The 16,640-nt window shown below is 33.4% G+C and carries 18 protein-coding genes; 17 read left to right on the plus strand and 1 reads right to left on the minus strand.

The features are described from left to right. Positions 1-165: 165 nt before the first annotated feature. The 16 genes from rfbB to NLF92_RS09240 all read left to right on the plus strand — a co-directional run bounded on the left by rfbB (position 166) and on the right by NLF92_RS09240 (position 15,741). The gene (gene rfbB, locus NLF92_RS09165; protein WP_254101075.1) at positions 166-1,245 is read left to right on the plus strand and encodes a dTDP-glucose 4,6-dehydratase; all 1,080 of its coding nucleotides are present in this window, start codon (positions 166-168) and stop codon (positions 1,243-1,245) included. A 2-nt stretch (positions 1,246-1,247) separates the two neighbouring features. Next, positions 1,248-2,126 carry a glucose-1-phosphate thymidylyltransferase RfbA gene (gene rfbA / locus NLF92_RS09170; RefSeq protein WP_254101113.1) on the plus strand — a complete coding sequence of 293 codons (879 nt, stop codon included), beginning with the start codon at positions 1,248-1,250 and terminating at the stop codon, positions 2,124-2,126. Further along, on the plus strand, positions 2,126-3,022 hold the full coding sequence (gene rfbD / locus NLF92_RS09175) for a dTDP-4-dehydrorhamnose reductase (RefSeq protein WP_254101077.1): 897 nt from the start codon (positions 2,126-2,128) through the stop codon (positions 3,020-3,022). Before rfbA ends, rfbD begins: the two co-directional genes overlap by 1 nt. Beyond that, complete coding sequence (locus NLF92_RS09180; RefSeq protein WP_254101079.1) at positions 3,019-3,831, plus strand: 2OG-Fe(II) oxygenase; 813 nt, start codon at positions 3,019-3,021, stop codon at positions 3,829-3,831. Before rfbD ends, NLF92_RS09180 begins: the two co-directional genes overlap by 4 nt. Before the next feature lie 7 nt (positions 3,832-3,838). Further along, complete coding sequence (gene rfbC, locus NLF92_RS09185; RefSeq protein WP_254101081.1) at positions 3,839-4,375, plus strand: dTDP-4-dehydrorhamnose 3,5-epimerase; 537 nt, start codon at positions 3,839-3,841, stop codon at positions 4,373-4,375. Continuing rightward, the gene (locus tag NLF92_RS09190) at positions 4,372-5,808 is read left to right on the plus strand and encodes a lipopolysaccharide biosynthesis protein (RefSeq protein ID WP_254101083.1); all 1,437 of its coding nucleotides are present in this window, start codon (positions 4,372-4,374) and stop codon (positions 5,806-5,808) included. The genes rfbC and NLF92_RS09190 overlap by 4 nt, the downstream gene beginning before the upstream one ends. Next, positions 5,805-6,881: a DegT/DnrJ/EryC1/StrS aminotransferase family protein gene (locus tag NLF92_RS09195; protein ID WP_254101085.1), complete on the plus strand. Its 1,077-nt coding sequence runs from the start codon at positions 5,805-5,807 to the stop codon at positions 6,879-6,881. Before NLF92_RS09190 ends, NLF92_RS09195 begins: the two co-directional genes overlap by 4 nt. After that, a complete protein-coding gene (locus NLF92_RS09200; protein WP_254101087.1) occupies positions 6,878-8,134 on the plus strand; it encodes a polysaccharide pyruvyl transferase family protein in 1,257 nt (418 codons plus the stop codon). Before NLF92_RS09195 ends, NLF92_RS09200 begins: the two co-directional genes overlap by 4 nt. A gap of 1 nt (position 8,135) precedes the next feature. After that, positions 8,136-9,398, plus strand: a complete 1,263-nt coding sequence (locus tag NLF92_RS09205) for an ATP-grasp domain-containing protein (protein WP_254101089.1) — start codon at positions 8,136-8,138, stop codon at positions 9,396-9,398. After that, positions 9,383-10,270, plus strand: a complete 888-nt coding sequence (locus NLF92_RS09210; protein ID WP_254101091.1) for a glycosyltransferase — start codon at positions 9,383-9,385, stop codon at positions 10,268-10,270. The genes NLF92_RS09205 and NLF92_RS09210 overlap by 16 nt, the downstream gene beginning before the upstream one ends. An 8-nt stretch (positions 10,271-10,278) precedes the next feature. After that, entirely contained in the window at positions 10,279-10,920 is a 642-nt protein-coding gene (locus NLF92_RS09215; protein WP_254101093.1) for an acyltransferase, read from the plus strand. A gap of 33 nt (positions 10,921-10,953) precedes the next feature. Then, positions 10,954-11,832: a glycosyltransferase family 2 protein gene (locus tag NLF92_RS09220; protein ID WP_254101095.1), complete on the plus strand. Its 879-nt coding sequence runs from the start codon at positions 10,954-10,956 to the stop codon at positions 11,830-11,832. Further along, positions 11,822-13,039, plus strand: a complete 1,218-nt coding sequence (locus tag NLF92_RS09225; protein ID WP_254101097.1) for a hypothetical protein — start codon at positions 11,822-11,824, stop codon at positions 13,037-13,039. Before NLF92_RS09220 ends, NLF92_RS09225 begins: the two co-directional genes overlap by 11 nt. 53 nt (positions 13,040-13,092) lie before the next feature. Continuing rightward, complete coding sequence (locus NLF92_RS09230) at positions 13,093-13,662, plus strand: LbetaH domain-containing protein (RefSeq protein WP_254101099.1); 570 nt, start codon at positions 13,093-13,095, stop codon at positions 13,660-13,662. Next, positions 13,659-14,747 carry a glycosyltransferase gene (locus tag NLF92_RS09235; protein WP_254101101.1) on the plus strand — a complete coding sequence of 363 codons (1,089 nt, stop codon included), beginning with the start codon at positions 13,659-13,661 and terminating at the stop codon, positions 14,745-14,747. The genes NLF92_RS09230 and NLF92_RS09235 overlap by 4 nt, the downstream gene beginning before the upstream one ends. Before the next feature lie 217 nt (positions 14,748-14,964). Continuing rightward, positions 14,965-15,741, plus strand: a complete 777-nt coding sequence (locus tag NLF92_RS09240) for a glycosyltransferase family protein (protein ID WP_254101103.1) — start codon at positions 14,965-14,967, stop codon at positions 15,739-15,741. A 239-nt stretch (positions 15,742-15,980) separates the two neighbouring features. Here NLF92_RS09240 and NLF92_RS09245 read toward each other — a convergent pair whose 3' ends face one another. Further along, complete coding sequence (locus NLF92_RS09245) at positions 15,981-16,307, minus strand: tyrosine-type recombinase/integrase (RefSeq protein ID WP_254101105.1); 327 nt, start codon at positions 16,305-16,307, stop codon at positions 15,981-15,983. Positions 16,308-16,415: 108 nt separating this feature from the next. On the opposite strand from NLF92_RS09245, the gene NLF92_RS09250 reads away from it, so the two are divergent. After that, positions 16,416-16,622 carry a transposase gene (locus NLF92_RS09250; RefSeq protein WP_254101107.1) on the plus strand — a complete coding sequence of 69 codons (207 nt, stop codon included), beginning with the start codon at positions 16,416-16,418 and terminating at the stop codon, positions 16,620-16,622. Positions 16,623-16,640: the final 18 nt, after the last annotated feature.

Below are 16,640 nucleotides of genomic sequence, written 5' to 3' on the forward strand. Positions count from 1 at the left end.
ATGGGCATTATCGATTAAGAAAATATACACTATATCAATGACTTGTGCCTTTAACAGGCCATAACTTTTTCTAAAACATCAAATATACTTTTTTCATTCACATTATGAATTGTGAATGTTTCATTCAAATAAATTTAAAATAAATTATAGGAATAGGCTCTTTTTGTGAAAATTCTTGTTACAGGTGGCGCAGGTTTTATTGGCTCTGCAGTTGTACGTCATATTATTCAAAACACCCAAGATTCTGTAGTTAACGTTGATTGCTTGACTTATGCAGGTAATTTGGAATCGTTAGTTTCAGTTGATTCGAGTGAGCGTTATGTATTTGAGCAGGTCAATATCTGTGACCGCGCTGAATTAGACCGTGTATTCAATACTTACAAACCTGACGCCGTAATGCACTTGGCTGCTGAGTCTCATGTTGACCGTTCAATTACTGGCCCTGCGGCGTTCATTGAAACCAACGTGGTTGGTACTTATACACTGCTTGAGGCGACCCGTGAATATTGGAATAAGTTGGATGATGCTTCAAAACAAGCTTTCCGCTTCCATCACATTTCAACCGATGAGGTATATGGCGATTTAACTCACCCTGATGAAGTACCAACTGGTACTAAACTTCCCATGTTTATAGAAACAACGCCTTATGCACCCTCAAGCCCTTACTCATCGTCCAAAGCCTCAAGTGATCATTTAGTACGCGCATGGTTACGTACCTACGGCTTACCAACCATTGTGACCAATTGTTCAAATAACTACGGCCCTTACCACTTTCCAGAAAAACTGATACCATTAGTTATCTTAAATGCATTAGAAGGCAAAGATTTACCTATCTATGGCAAAGGTGATCAAATTCGTGACTGGCTCTATGTAGAAGACCATGCCCGCGCTTTATATAAAGTAGTAACCGAAGGTAAGGTTGGCGAAACCTATAACATTGGTGGCCACAACGAAAAGCAAAACTTAGAAGTGGTACAAACTATTTGTGAGATTTTAGATGCCTTAGTGCCTAAAGAGACCAAATATAGCGAGCAAATTACCTACGTGACTGACCGACCTGGTCACGACCGACGCTACGCCATTGACTCAACCAAAATGCAACAAGAGTTGGGTTGGACACCGGTCGAAACCTTTGAAACTGGCTTAAGGAAGACAGTCCAATGGTACTTGGATAACGAACAGTGGTGTAAGAACGTTCAAGATGGCTCTTATCAACGTGAACGTTTAGGCGAAATTGAGGTTTAATGATGAAAGGGATTGTTTTAGCAGGTGGCTCAGGCACACGTTTATACCCACTAACTCGCGGGACATCAAAGCAGATGTTACCGATTTATGATAAGCCGATGATTTACTACCCGATATCCACACTGATGTTGGCGGGGATCAGAGACATTCTTATTATCACTACACCAGAAGATCAAGCTGGCTTTAAGCGCCTTCTTGGTGATGGCAGTGAGTACGGCATTAACCTTGAATATGCCATTCAGCCAAGCCCAGATGGGTTAGCGCAAGCCTTCATTATCGGTGAAGAGTTCATCGGTGATGACTCAGTGTGTTTAGTGCTTGGTGACAATATTTATTACGGGCAGCACTTCAGTGAGCAGCTATTAAATGCAAAAGCTAAAACCGAGCAAGGATCAGCGACAGTATTTGGCTATCAAGTCAAAGATCCAGAACGTTTTGGCGTAGTAGAGTTTGACGAAAACTTTAAAGCGCTGTCTATTGAAGAAAAACCTTTACAGCCAAAATCAAATTATGCGGTTACAGGGCTTTATTTTTATGACAATCGTGTAGTGGAGTGGGCAAAACAAGTTAAACCATCAAATCGTGGCGAGCTTGAGATTACCACACTTAACGAAATGTATCTTAACGATGGCTCATTGAATGTTGAGTTATTAGGTCGTGGCTTTGCGTGGCTGGATACAGGGACTCACGAAAGCCTTCATGAAGCTTCATCTTTCGTACAAACGATTGAAAATGTGCAGGGCTTAAAAGTGGCTTGCCTAGAAGAAATTGCATGGCGTAATGGTTGGTTATCTAATCAAGAGTTACAGACTATTGCCAAACCGATGTTAAAAAATGAATACGGTAAGTATCTTACCCGCATCATTGACGAGGTAAAGTAATGCCTCAAGCTATAAATAAAGTATTAGTAACGGGCAGTAATGGACAAGTTGGTTGTTTATTGTCTCAAAAACTAGAAAGGCTAAAAGATGAATTTAAGCTTTATAGTTTTGATAGAGAGGCTTTAGACATTACCTCTCAAGATGATGTAGTAAAAAAAATTGATGATATCCAGCCAGACATTATTATTAACTGCGCAGCACACACGGGCGTGGATAAAGCTGAAACAGACATTGAAAACAGTTTCGCCATTAATGAACTCGGCCCAAAATACTTAGCTGAACAAGCATTAAAGAATGATGCGTTATTAATCCATATATCAACCGATTATGTATTTGATGGTAATAAAACTGAGCCATATAACGAAACCGATAAGCCCAATCCAAAAGGAGTTTACGGTAAAAGTAAATTAGCAGGTGAGCTAGCCATTCAAAACACTGGCTGCAAGAACGTAATTCTACGCACCTCATGGGTATTTGGTGAGCATGGTAATAATTTTGTGAAAACTATGCTCAAACTTGGTAAAACAAAAGAAAAATTGGGAGTTATTGGCGACCAATTTGGCGGCCCAACCTATGCGGGCGACATTGCTGATGCAATCATTATTATATCAAAAAAATACCAGATTAGAGAACAGTCAGGGGTATACCATTACTCAGGTCATCCGCATGTTAGTTGGTATGAGTTAGCGTGTGAAATATTTAATGTGGCTACTAAAATTGACGATAACTATAAAGCTCCTCAAGTAATTAAAATACGATCAATAGAATATCCACTGCCAGCAGTAAGACCTGCTAACTCGAGATTAAATTGTAATAAATTATACAAGAATTTCAATATAAGCGAAAGCGATTGGAATAAACAACTAAATGAAAATTTAGAAGGTTTTTTTAAATGAATAGAAATGAAATAGCAGAATTACTGAAAGTCAGATTAGAACGAGCCTTACAAGATGCTAGTAAGCAATTTGCTGAAAATGAGCCCTATATTGGCTATTTTGTAGTAGATGATTTATTACCTGATAACTTAGCACGAAATATTTACAGCGCTTTTCCAAATTCTAATTCAATGAAGTTAAACAAAACATTACGCGAATACAAATATATTGCGGCACAATTAGATAATTATAATCAACTAATAGAAGAGGTAACATTCGCGTTTCACTCCGAAGAGGTAGTTTGTTTAATTGAAAAAATAACAGGTATTTTGAACTTAAAAGCAGACTCAAATCTATATGCCGGTGGCATCTCTATGATGGGAAAAGATCACTACTTGAATCCACATTTGGACAATTCGCATGATAAAAATCGAGAAAATTGGCGAGTTCTAAATTTACTTTATTATGTAAGTCCTGATTGGAAAATTGAAGATGGGGGAAACTTAGAATTATGGCCTTCAGGTATTACAGGTAAACAAATAACTTTGGAAAGTAAGTTTAACCGATTAATTGTTATGGCTACACATGACAAGTCATGGCACTCGGTTAGTCCTATTACTATAGATAAAAAAAGGTGTTGTGTATCTAATTACTACTTTTCAGAGAAACCACTAAATATTAATGATAAATTTCATATTACAGCATTTAGAGGAAGGCCTGAACAGAAAGTCAAAGATGTTTTTTTGCGTTGTGACGCATTTTTAAGAAATACAATAAGAAAGGCTTTCCCTAAAGGCGTTAAAAAAACAGACCATTATTATAAGAAATAATAAACAAATGAAAATCATTGATACAAAAATTCCTGATGTAAAAATAATCGTACCTAAAGTCTTCGGTGATGATCGTGGTTTCTTTATGGAAACGTGGCAGCAAGAAGAATTTGAAGAGTTGGTAACAGGTAAACCTACACAGTTTGTGCAAGATAATCATTCAAAATCAAAAAAAGGGATTTTGCGTGGATTACACTTTCAAACGGAAAATACCCAAGGAAAATTAGTACGGGTTGTCTCTGGTGAAGTTTTCGATGTTGCTGTGGATATAAGAAAAGGCTCGCCAACATTTGGTCAGTGGGTTGGAGAATACCTTTCAGAGGATAATAAACACCAACTGTGGGTGCCAGAAGGCTTTGCCCATGGCTTTTATGTAACGAGTGATGAAGCAGAGTTCGTATATAAGTGTACAAATTATTATGATCCTACTTCAGAAGTGTCATTAAAATGGGATGATAAAGATATTGGTATTCAGTGGCCGCTACAAGGGCCACCACAATTATCAAACAAAGATGAAAATGCAATTAAATTGAAAAGTTTGTGAACCAACACTCTAACTTGCAAATTAAATTAGGATTTATTTGGAGTACATTAGAAAGCTTCGGTAACAAAGCTATTAGTCTAATATTAAGTTTAATATTAGCAAAACAGCTAGGTCCATCTGCTTATGGCTTATTTGCAATGTTGGCAATATTTATTGCCATTGCAGGCGTTTTCGTTAATAGTGGTTTTAATTCTGCGCTGATTAGAAAAACAGACAGAAATGAAAAGGATTTCGCCACAACCTTTTACTTTTCGCTAGTAGTATCAATTATTTGTTATGGTTTGCTGTTTATCAGTGCACCATTTATTTCCACCTTTTATGACCAGCCTCAATTAATTGATTTAACTCGGGTTATTGCATTAATTATTATTATTCAAGCTTTTGCAATTATACCTAAAACGAGACTAACTGTTTCTCTAGACTTTAAAAGCCAGGCAGTAGCGAATGTTGTTGGTTTGCTTTCTGGCGGTACAATTGGACTAACAATGGCTTTTAATGGTTATGGAGTATGGTCACTTGTTTTTCAGCAACTTATTAGTTCAACAATCAATGTATGTATTTTAAATTTGCAGTATCCATGGAAACCTTTGGAGAAGTTCTGTAGAAAAACATTTAAAGAGCTTTTTGGTTTTGGTTCTAAACTACTGGTATCAGGATTGATAGATACGATATACCAAAATATTTATGGACTAATCATTGGCAAGCAATTCAGTGCTGCAAAGTTGGGGGTATTTAATCAAGCCCAAATGATTTCGATGCTACCTGCAATAACAATGACAGAAGTCATACAAAAAGTAACTTACCCATTACTTAGCAATATACAAGAAGATCGAATATTATTAGAAAAAGCATACTTATTAATGCTTAAAGTCTCTGCGTTAACTATTTTTCCGGTAGTGCTAGGACTTAGTATTATTTCTGAACCATTAATATATCTAATTCTAGGGAGTGAATGGCAGGAAAGTGCACAGTTCATAAGTGTTCTTTGTGTTGGGTTTATGATTTATCCTATACAGGCAATAAATTTAAACCTCTTGCAGGTAAAGGGACGGTCAGACTTATTTTTAAAATTAGAAATAATTAAAAAAATTAACTTAACAGTGATGCTTATCGTTACTGTTCCATTAGGTGTTTATGAGATGTGCATAGGGATAGTAGTAACTTCTTATCTAGCCTTATTAATTAACACTTATTATACAGGTAAATTAACAACAATTTCGCAGATAGATCAGTTAATAGCATTGTTTCCTATTTGGTTAATCGTATTTATTTCCGCTGCTCTAGGTTTTGCCTCTGGATTGGCTATAGAGTCAGAATGGATTCAGATAATCGTAATGTTGTTAACTGCCTTATTATCCTACATGAGCTTAATGTTTGTTTTTCAGAAAAATTTATTGTTAGAAACAGTTCAATTAATCAGAGGGCATCAATGATTGCACTAAACAGTCCAGTAAAACCAAACCTAAAAAAACTGAATAAATTATTGGAGCAAGTTAACGATAATGGTTGGTATACAAACTTCGGACCGCTGCATAAAGAGTTAACTGCACAGCTGGAACATTATTTAGGTGTTAAAAATTTATTGTTAACAAACAATGGAACATCCGCATTGCAAGTTGCTGCTAAAGCGATTGGAACACGTTCAATATTGGCTACCCCATTTAGTTTTGTTGCAACCGTTAGTGCATTCAAGTGGCAAAAAGATTCACTCGCATTTGCTGATATTGATAAAAATACACTTAACTTATCACCCGATTCAGTAAAACAAGCTTACCGTAAAGGGTGTAAAGCGGATACCTTAGTAGCTACTCATGTATATGGTAACCCATGCGATGTAATAGGGTTAGATGGACTAAGTAAAAAAAATAATTTTCAAATAATATATGATGCTTGTCATGCTTTTGGCATTCAGCTAAGTGGTAATTCAGTTTTAAATTACGGTGATGCGAGTACTCTAAGCTTTCATGCAACTAAAATATTTCATACCGTTGAGGGTGGTGCGATTGTCTTTAAAGATAGAGTTAATTTTGAAAAAGCAGAAGAGATAATTAATTTTGGTATAAGAGAAAAGCGCGGTGTAGTTGGTGTAGGAATTAATGCGAAGCTCAATGAATACCAAGCCGCTGTAGGATTAGTGAATTTAGATGAAATAGATAATATTCTTGAATATCGCTCTGAACTATTTTATAAGTATTGTGAAGGCCTTAAAGATATCGTTGAGCTGCCATTATGGCATCCAGAGGCAAACACAAATGGTGCTTATATGCCCATTTTGTTAAAAAATAATAGTCAAATGTACTCAATAGCTCAAACACTTTCTGAAAAGAATATCCAATCAAGAAATTATTTTGAACCGTCATTAGATAAAATTTTTGTAGATAGCCACAACTACGGGACTCGAAATAGTGTTTCAGCCTCGGAACGTATTTTGTGCTTGCCTATGCATGCTCATTTAAAATTAGAAGATGTAAATAAAGTGATAAAAGAATTGAGAGCAATTTTATGAAGATTGGAATAACTGGGCCCACAGCCGATAGAAATCTTGGTGACTACGCCATGTATGTCAATAACGTTTATGATATGGGAATTGAAAATGACTATATTGTGTATTCGTATGATGGTTCATTTACTAAACAGTTAGAATTAGATTACTTCAGTAGTTTTAATTTAGAATTTCAATTGGTCCAATATAATGGGAAAAATACTAAGAACAATACATTTTATCAAATTATCAAGAAAATTCTAAAAAAAATTTTGAAATTAAATGATGGCCAAAAATCTTATCCTACAGATTTAGAAATGATAAAAGATTGTCAAAATTATACTCAAGTTATGAACTCTGTAAGTCAATTAGATGTTTTGGTTGTATCTGGTGGAGGCTATATAAATGATTTATGGTTCAATTGGGAGAGAAGACAAGATCTCTTTAAAATTTTTATTCCAATAATAGCTGCAACAAAATTGAATAAAAAAATTGTATTTACAGCTAATGGTTTTGGCCCATTTGATACTAGCTTAAGTTTTTATGAAATTATTTTTAGTGAAATTAAAAAGTGCGAATTTATCATTTCATCACGTGATGAAAAATATTCACCGTTATATTTGAATAAAATAGGTGTGAAGGACTATTATTCCTTACCTGACGATCTTTATATTGTAAACGAAAAACTATTTAATCTCCCAGTGAATGTGGTGTCAGAAAAATATATTTTGATTGAAATGTACGGAGATATGAAAGTAAACATTAAAAATATTAAGAATATAGTGGATAAGTACATACAGGATGGATTTTTAGTTAAGTTTGTTTCTTTTGATGTTGATCCGGAAGCCTCCCTCAGTATAAAGGCTTTAGGTATTCCAGAATTAGAATACGTCGAGCTAGATGATGGGTACTTAAAATTAGAAAAAATATTATCTCTAATAAAAAATGCAGATTTAGTTATTTGTAATCGTTATCATGCGTTAGTACTTTCGCTTACAACTTCTACGCCTGTAATTAATATAATTAAACCTGTATATGATTACAGATATTACCTAAATAAAAATAGTGGGGTTTTAGATAGAGCTTTTAATGGTATATTTTACGATGAGTTAGATTTCATTTTTTTTGATGTGGATGTGTTTTCAGGTGATTTAACTAACCTTAATGAAGTGATAAAAAGGCAAAAAGCACTTTACGATAATCCAAAGTATATTTTGAATAAATCTAATCTTAAAAAAGATAGAGAGTCTTTCTTTAATACTCATTTTAAGGATTAATATGAAAATTCTTGTAATTCCTTCAAGCACAGAAGTAGCATTCGAAGTAATTCGGTCCTTAAAAGATATCAAGAATATTGATATTTATGGAGCAAATACTATTTGTGCATATAGTGAACTACCAAAAAATAAATGTGTGACAGGGATTCCTTACATAGATGCTGAAAGTTTTATACCTTCTATACAGGATTTAATAGAAAAAAATAATATTACACATATTTTTCCTGCACATGATTCTGCTTCTTTGAAGTTAACTCAAAATGCAAACAAGTTAAATGCAAAAGTAATCTCATCGTCTTTTATAACCAATAATATAGCACGCTCAAAGCGATCTACTTATGAAGTACTAAAAGGTATTGTTAGAGTACCTAAACTTTATAATAAAGAAGATGTTTTACCATTCCCGCTTTTTGTTAAGCCAGATGTAGGTCAAGGTAGTGTCGGAACCTTTAAGCTAAATTCTCAAAAAGATATAGAGAAGGTAACGACGAATGATCTCATTTGTGAATTTCTTCCAGGGGACGAATATACCGTTGATTGTATTAGTGACTCAAAAGGAAAATTGCTAGATGCAAGTCCTCGTAAGCGTGAAGCTATGAGAAATGGAATTGCAGTTGCAACATCCCTAGTAAAGGATAAATTGGAATTCATAGAGTTTGCTGAAAAAATCAATTCAGTTATTAATTTTAAAGGTGCATGGTTTTTCCAAGTTAAACGTGATTCTGATAATCAATTATGCTTACTAGAATTTGCCACTCGTATTGCAGGATCTATGATTACAAGTCGATTTAACGGCATTAATTATGCTGAATTGTCATTACTAATTGCAGAAGACATACCAGTGTCAACGATCACTAACCACTTAGATGTCACACTTTATAGGAATTTATCTTATCAATTCGAAACTGATTTAGATTATGATACTATATATAGTGATTTTGACGATTGCCTGATTTTTGGTGATAAAGTGAATACTGACCTGGTTAAGTTATTTTTTATAGCTAGAAACGACGGTAAAAAAGTTCACTTGATAACACGTCATAATGGTAATCTACAGGAAAAACTTAGAACACTGCGTTTGATTGGTTTGTTTGATAGTATTATTCATATCACTGATGGTACGTCAAAATCCAATTATATCAATCCGAAAAATGCAATTTTTATTGATGATTCATTTAGAGAGAGGTACGATGTAAGAAAAGTACATAACATTCCTTGCTTTTCAGTAGACATGATTAAAGGATTAACATGTTTGAAAAACTAAATGCACCTCCTAGTGAAGCTGATGTTATTAAACATTGGAAATATACTGATAAAGTTTATGTTTCAATTGTTTGCACCACGTTCAATCAAGAAAAATATATTCGTGATGCTATTGAGAGCTTTCTGGCTCAAGAAACTGAATACAGATTTGAAATTGTAATTCATGATGATGCTTCTACAGACTCTACTCAATGTGTAATTAAAAAATATCAACGTAATTATCCTAATATTATTAAAACCATAAATCAAACTTTTAATCAATACTCTGAATATAGTTGTAAACCATGGATTAACACTATTAAAGACGCTGTTGGTATATACGTTGCTTTTTGTGAGGGCGATGATTTTTGGATAGATAAATTTAAATTAGAAAAACAAATATTATTGCTATTAAATAATGATGACGTTTCTTTAGTACATTCTTCATTCTACGAACAAATTGATAATACAAATCAATTAGATGTTAGTAGTCTTTATAAAGAGTCCAATTCTACATCTCAACTCCTCTCTCGGAATGGTGTGGGGACTCTTACAACAATGTTTAGAAGAGCTGATTTTTTGACCTATATACAACTTGTAAGTCAAGAAATAAAAAACTGGCGTTTAGGGGATTGGCCCTTTTGGATATATTTGTCTTCAATTGGGACAATTAAGTTTATTGATGATAAGACTTCTGTGTATAGATTAATAGCGGAATCGGCTTCACATTCAGAAGATAAAATAAAAAGATCTATGTTTTTATTAAATACTCTGAAGGTTAGGCTTGATATTTCTAGTGCATTGAATATACCTTTGTGGACTAATATTGACTTTTTGTCACAAGCTATCCGGTGGATTATCTTATCATATGTCTCTCGTTTTTATAAAAAGTAACAAGTATCATGTTAATTTATTATTTTGGTAAGTTTATTGCAGCTTTAAGATGGAGCTTATTTCGCATTTTCTTTTCTAAGTCGGGCTTATTGAACTATGTTTATCCATCCGTAGAATTTGTCGGATTTAAAAAAATAAATATTGGCTTTGGCAACGTTATCCGAAGATATTGCCTTTTTCATTCAGATGTATTTAAGAGTGGCTCTCTTATAAGTATAGGTAACGGTAATGTTTTTTCTAATGGGGCAACATTGAAAGCGTATGGTAATGAATTAATTGTCGGTAACCAAGTTTTTCTCGGTGAGAGAGTACAGATACAAGCTTTTGGACGTGTGGTTGTTTCTGATAAGGTTATGATAGCAGCTAATACATTTATATCTTCATCTAATCATGACCTCCAAGATCCTCTTTCAGAAAGATATCTACAAGAAGAAAATCCAGGAGATGTATATATTGGAGAATCTGTTTGGATCGGTGCAAATTCAATAATTACAGCAGGTGTATCAATTGGAGATAAATCAGTAATTGGGGCAGGATCTGTTGTAACAAAAAATATTCCTCCATTTTCTATAGCTTTAGGAAACCCAGCTGTAGTTATCAAATATTACGATAAAGTTAACAAAAAATGGTGTAGGGCTAATGGCATATAGAGTAGTAGATATGATTTTTTCCTGGGTTGAAATATGACTGTAAACCAAAAAATTTCTATTGTAACAGTTGTATATAATGCATTTGAGGAATTTGAAGCACTATTAAAAAGTTTAGACTGTATGAACTTACAAAGTGAAACCTTTGAACTTATAGTTGTATATAACGGCAATTTTGATGAATTTCATAATATAAAAAATATTCTCGGCTTTTATAGCGTAATATATAAATTATATCATGTGAAGAATTATGGTTTTGCACACGGCTGCAACTATGGAGTAGAAAGAGCTAAATATGAAATTATTTGGCTCTTAAATAGCGACTGTCGAATATCTATTGATACATTTAATAACATGTTGAAAATGTTTATACAGTTTCCAAATGATATTTTGGGTTCTAAAATTGTATATCCAAATGGAAGTGTCCAGTGTATAGGAGGAGGAAAGCTTAATTTTTTTGTAGGATTTCAAAAGCAATCGAAAGTTATGGCTGATTTGGACTACATTTGTGGTGCTAGCCTTATGATATCTAAGAGTAATTATATAAAGCTAGGAATGATTGATGAATCCTTTTTTCTTTATTGGGAAGAAACGGATTTTTGCTACAGAGCAAAGCGCCTCGGTTTGAAGTTAAGAGTTAACGAGAATGCTATTGTTTATCATGAGGTGGGTGCATCTACAGATATAAAAAGTCTATTTACAGAATACTATAGCACACGAAATGCTATTGCATTTTTTAAACGACATGGTTCCAAGTCATATTTTTATCCAATTGTATTAATTAATATGGTTGTAAAGATTCTGAATAGGGTAATTAGGATGCAATTCAAAAGAATCCCAATCCTCTTATATGCATTATGGGATGGTGTAAAAGGTAATATGGGTATAACCAAAAGAAATCTTAATGAAAGCTAGCTTGTTTGTTTTTAAGTTAGGCCTTTTAATAGTTTTATTTTTGCCTGGGAGCTTAATTGTCTTAGACTTAACAAGTTCTAGTGGGCCGGGTTTATTTTTAGCTTCATTGTTTCTTTTAGCTGTTTGTGTAACCATTAGTTATGTTGGTAAATTTACGATAAGTCTGGGCTTGATTAAATATTTACTAGTCGTTTTTTTCTTTATTATTTTGCACTCGATTGGTGTGTATTATATATTTGATGTCGATCTTGATTTTAGTAAACTCATTGTTTCACTTCTTTTAGTTTTACTTGTTTTAATATTAACTCGTATTTTAAGTTTGCAAGCAAAGATTATTGATGATTTAAATTTTTTACGTGTGATTAAATTTATTAGCTACATATTAGCAGTTTTGGGAGTCGTTACGATTTCTTTTCGTGAGCTTAATATTTCTCAAAGTAAATCGATGTTTTTTTTTAGTGAGCCCTCGCATTACATATTAGTTTTGCTTCCTTTTACCCTGTTTTATATGATAAAACAAGCTTCTGTCCATAAAGTTTTTTTTTTAGTATTTATTTTAATAGTCTTTTCTCTTTTAATTGAAAGTGTACTATCTGTTTTTGGTGTAATTTTTCTTATTTATATAAGGTTCTATTATAGTGCCTTTGTTAGGTATATATTTCCCCTAATAGTTTTGTTGATTTTCTATGGGGTTTCAATATCAAACAATGAATTTTATGAATACTATTCCTCAAGGGTAAGTTTGACATCAGATTCTACAAACTTAACGGCTTTAGTATATATGTCCGGATGGGAGAGAGTTTATATTGGTATTTTAGAAAGTTATGGATTTGGCTTCGGTTTTCAGCAAATGGGGATTGCAGGTCCTAGCGGAGAGTTTCGATCTATTTTAAATGGTCTCAATGCGCATGGATTGAATTTGACGGATGGTAGTTTTTTGTTTTCCAAACTAGTATTTGAGTTCGGGGCTATAGGTTTAATAGTAACTTTGTTCTATCTTTTAAGTATTCATAAATTTATTAAAATTTTACACGGCAATATGGGTAATAAGATTGTTTTCTTCTGCTCTGTATATTTGTGTTTCTTTTTATATTTGTTTCTTCGGGGTGGAGGATATTTTATGCCATTTGTTGCTTTATTCTTGATTTCAGTGTTTTTTCTTAAGGGTGAAAAAGCGTTTGCGATATTTTCTTCTAAAACTAGGTGAACTTATTAATTGTGTTTCTATGATTTTTTTGGTTGTTATGTGAAATGTTTAGTATGTTAAAAAACTATACTTTTACTGGTTTGTTCAGGCTAGCTCGAGATTTAGTTGTTACTAAAATATTTTACTCTAATGCTAGGTTGATTCGGTATCCATATTATTTTAGAGGGTTAGAACGTATTAACTTTGGGAAAAATATAACATTGGGTGTGGGAGTTAGAATAGATGCATTTGGAGAAGGTCAAGTATTGTTTGGGGAAAATTGTCAACTAAATGACTATGTGCACATAGGCGCTCGGTCTATGGTTGTGATCGGTGATAATGTCTTGATTGCAAGTAAAGTGTTTATTTCAGATCACAATCATGGGAATTTCCCGATTGAATATGAAATTCACCTACCGCCAGCTCTTCGGAAAGAATCCTCTAACCCTGTTGAAATTAATGACGATGTATGGATTGGTGAAAGTGTTTCTATCTTGCCAGGTGTAAAAATTGGCAAGGGTTCTATAATTGGTTCTAACTCTGTAGTAACAAAAAATATACCTAATTATGCCATTGCTGTAGGCGCTCCTGCTAGGGTAATTAAGTTATTTAATTTTAATCTTAATAAATGGGAAAAGGTATGAAAATTGTTATTTCAGCAATTAACTTAGTAGAAGGTGGACCACTAACGGTTCTTAAAGATATTATTAAAGAAACAGCCAACTATTCAAATTGCACTTTTTATGTTTTATGCCATAAATCAAGCTTGTTTGATGGTGATTTACCTTTTAATGTAGAACTGTTAGAGTATCCAACCATTAAGTCCTCATGGATAAAGCGTTTATACTTTGAGTATTTTTATTCGAATAAAATCTCCAAAAATTTAGTGCCAGATATATGGCTCTCTCTTCACGACATGACACCAAAAGTAAGTTGTAAAAGACAATATGTTTATTGTCATAACCCATCTCCTTTTAGAAAGCCAAATTTTCATGATCTTTACAATGATAAAAAACAGTTTATTTTTGGAATTTTTTATAAGTATCTTTACAGAATAAATATACACTTAAATCATCGTGTCATAGTCCAGCAAGATTGGATTGCTGATTTTTTTAAAGATGAGTTATCTGTAAAAAAAATCTTGGTTGCAAGACCCAATATTCCTAATTTGAACGCTATAAAAGAATCTATAGCTCCAAGTTCTACTTATTTTTATCCTTCATTGGTTCGCACTTTTAAAAACTTTGAAATTTTGCTGTCGGCATTTGAAATTTTGCAAAGAAAGGGACTTTTGGGTCCAAAGTTAATCTTAACTATCTCTAAAGATGACGGGTCTTATGCATCTCGTTTATGTGAAAAGTATAAGCATCTTAAAAACGTTTCTTTTATAGGTAAATTAAGTAGAGACGAAGTAAATTCGCTCTATAAAAGTGGTTGTAACTTAATTTTTCCATCTAAGTTAGAAACTTGGGGCCTGCCATTAACAGAGGCTAAAAGTTACAACTTGAACATATTAGCATCAGATTTACCTTACGCTAAAGAAACAATAGGAAATTATAATAAGGTAATTTACTTTGATCCTGATGATGCATCTTCTTTGGCCAACATTTTGCAACAAGTAGAACAAGGTGAATTTATATTTCAAAGGGTTACTTATAAAGATAGTACTAAACATGAACATGTTTCAGGCTGGGGTGAGTTGCTTAGTTATATAATTTATGATAACTAGAACCACTCATTCTTATTGAACTCAATACTTTGTTAGTGAAAAAATCACATCCACAGATGTACTTATGATAGTAATCTTTTAAATTAATCTAGAAAATTTTAATTAGGTTTTTTTTGAGTTTTCCATTGTTACTAATGGATAATTATGTAAATTAATTGCGGTTGAAGACTGGGTATTAAATTTAAATATAGTAGTTTTTCGGGGTTCTAATTTTTAGATGAATGTTTATATTTCTGTTGTATCTCATGGTCACTCAAGTTTAATTAACCAGTTATCGTGTTTACCTGAACTAGCTAAACGATACAAAGTTATTGTTAAAAGTAACAAGCTTGGTGATAGCTTTTGTGGTTTGAATAATAACTCTAACTTCCACTGGATTGATAAAAGCTATGGCTTAGGTTTTGGGCATAATAACAATATTGTTTTTAATTTTTGTCGTTCAACTCTCGGTATGAATCAGAGTGATTATTTCATAGTGTTAAATCCAGACGTTTTTATAGAATCTAATGAAATTGATTTGTTAATAAAAAAAATGATAGAAAGCAATTCAAAATTGGCTGCTATTAATTTATATAAAGATTATGATGGAATTATCCATGATTATTCTATTAGAAAGTTTCCCAGCTTAATGCAGTTTGCTAAATCATTTCTCGGCTTAGGTAACAGCTCACTTATAGATAAGAGTGTAATAAGTGCACCTTGTAAGGTTGATTGGGCAGCGGGTTCATTTTTAGGGTTTGTAGTATCTCATTACGCCGCATTAAATGGTTTTGATGAAAATTACTTTATGTATTGCGAAGATATTGATATTTGTTATAGAAGCCATTTATTGGGTGAAAAGGTAACTTATTTTCCTCAGATTAGAGCTGTTCATTTAACGAAACATGCTAATAGGAAGCTTTTCTCAAAGCATTTCTATTGGCATGTAATTAGTGCTATACGATTCTTACTAAGTAAATTTGGATTAACCCAACTTAATTCCAGTTGCAATTAAAATGAGCTACAAAAACATATTTTAATCTTTTGCTACTAAGATGAGGCCAACATAGAAAGGGTATTTTACCTGAAGGTCAGTATATCGCCTAGAACCATATTACAAGCAGCGTGATAGTCTAGTTATTTTTGCTTCTTGAAATGGTTGGATTACACACACACTTCAAGACATGGTAGCTAGCAGCTGGAAATGGCAATTTCAAAATCTTAATGTTTATACAGAAGAGTAATTTTTTTCTTTTAATCCTCCATCAAATCCCAAGCCTGTAAATAGCGGATCACGCTTGATTCACTCGTCCACCCACCACGCAACATGATTTTAGCCAGTGGCATTCCCGCCATTAACAAATCTAATGCACCACCAACCCTAAATGAGTGACCAGAAAATGGGATATTCGTTTTGGTGCGGCTGATGTGCTGAATATCTTGGATGATCAGGTTAATACTACTGGGCTCGAGTGAAGCCTTGATGTTATTACCCTTATCGATACTGCGTAAAATATACCCTTCACCCGCTTTGCGTTTCCATTTCATCAGTAAGTCGTAGATGTCTTCGGTGAGTGGCAAGGTTTTACTGTAATCCCCCCGAAAAAAGAGGTAACCGTACGGCCACTACATCTTTTATTTAATTATCCTTAAGGCATCATATCCACTTTATCAGCTAGGATATGACCAATGTCAGATATTATTCACCATACTAGTCGCCGGATCTTCTCGCCTCAATATAAATTAGAGATCGTGAATGAGGCGCTAGCCAAGCAGTTGTCAACTGCACAAGTTGCACAAAAGCACCACATCAATAACAATCAAGTATTTCGTTGGTGCCGAGAATATAAACTTGGTGCTGTAATCCCCCCGAAAAAAGAGAGCAGTTTTAACTAGAAAATTCCGCTACACTAT

Source organism: Opacimonas viscosa, assembly GCF_024199005.1.
GTDB lineage: Bacteria > Pseudomonadota > Gammaproteobacteria > Enterobacterales > Alteromonadaceae > Opacimonas > Opacimonas viscosa.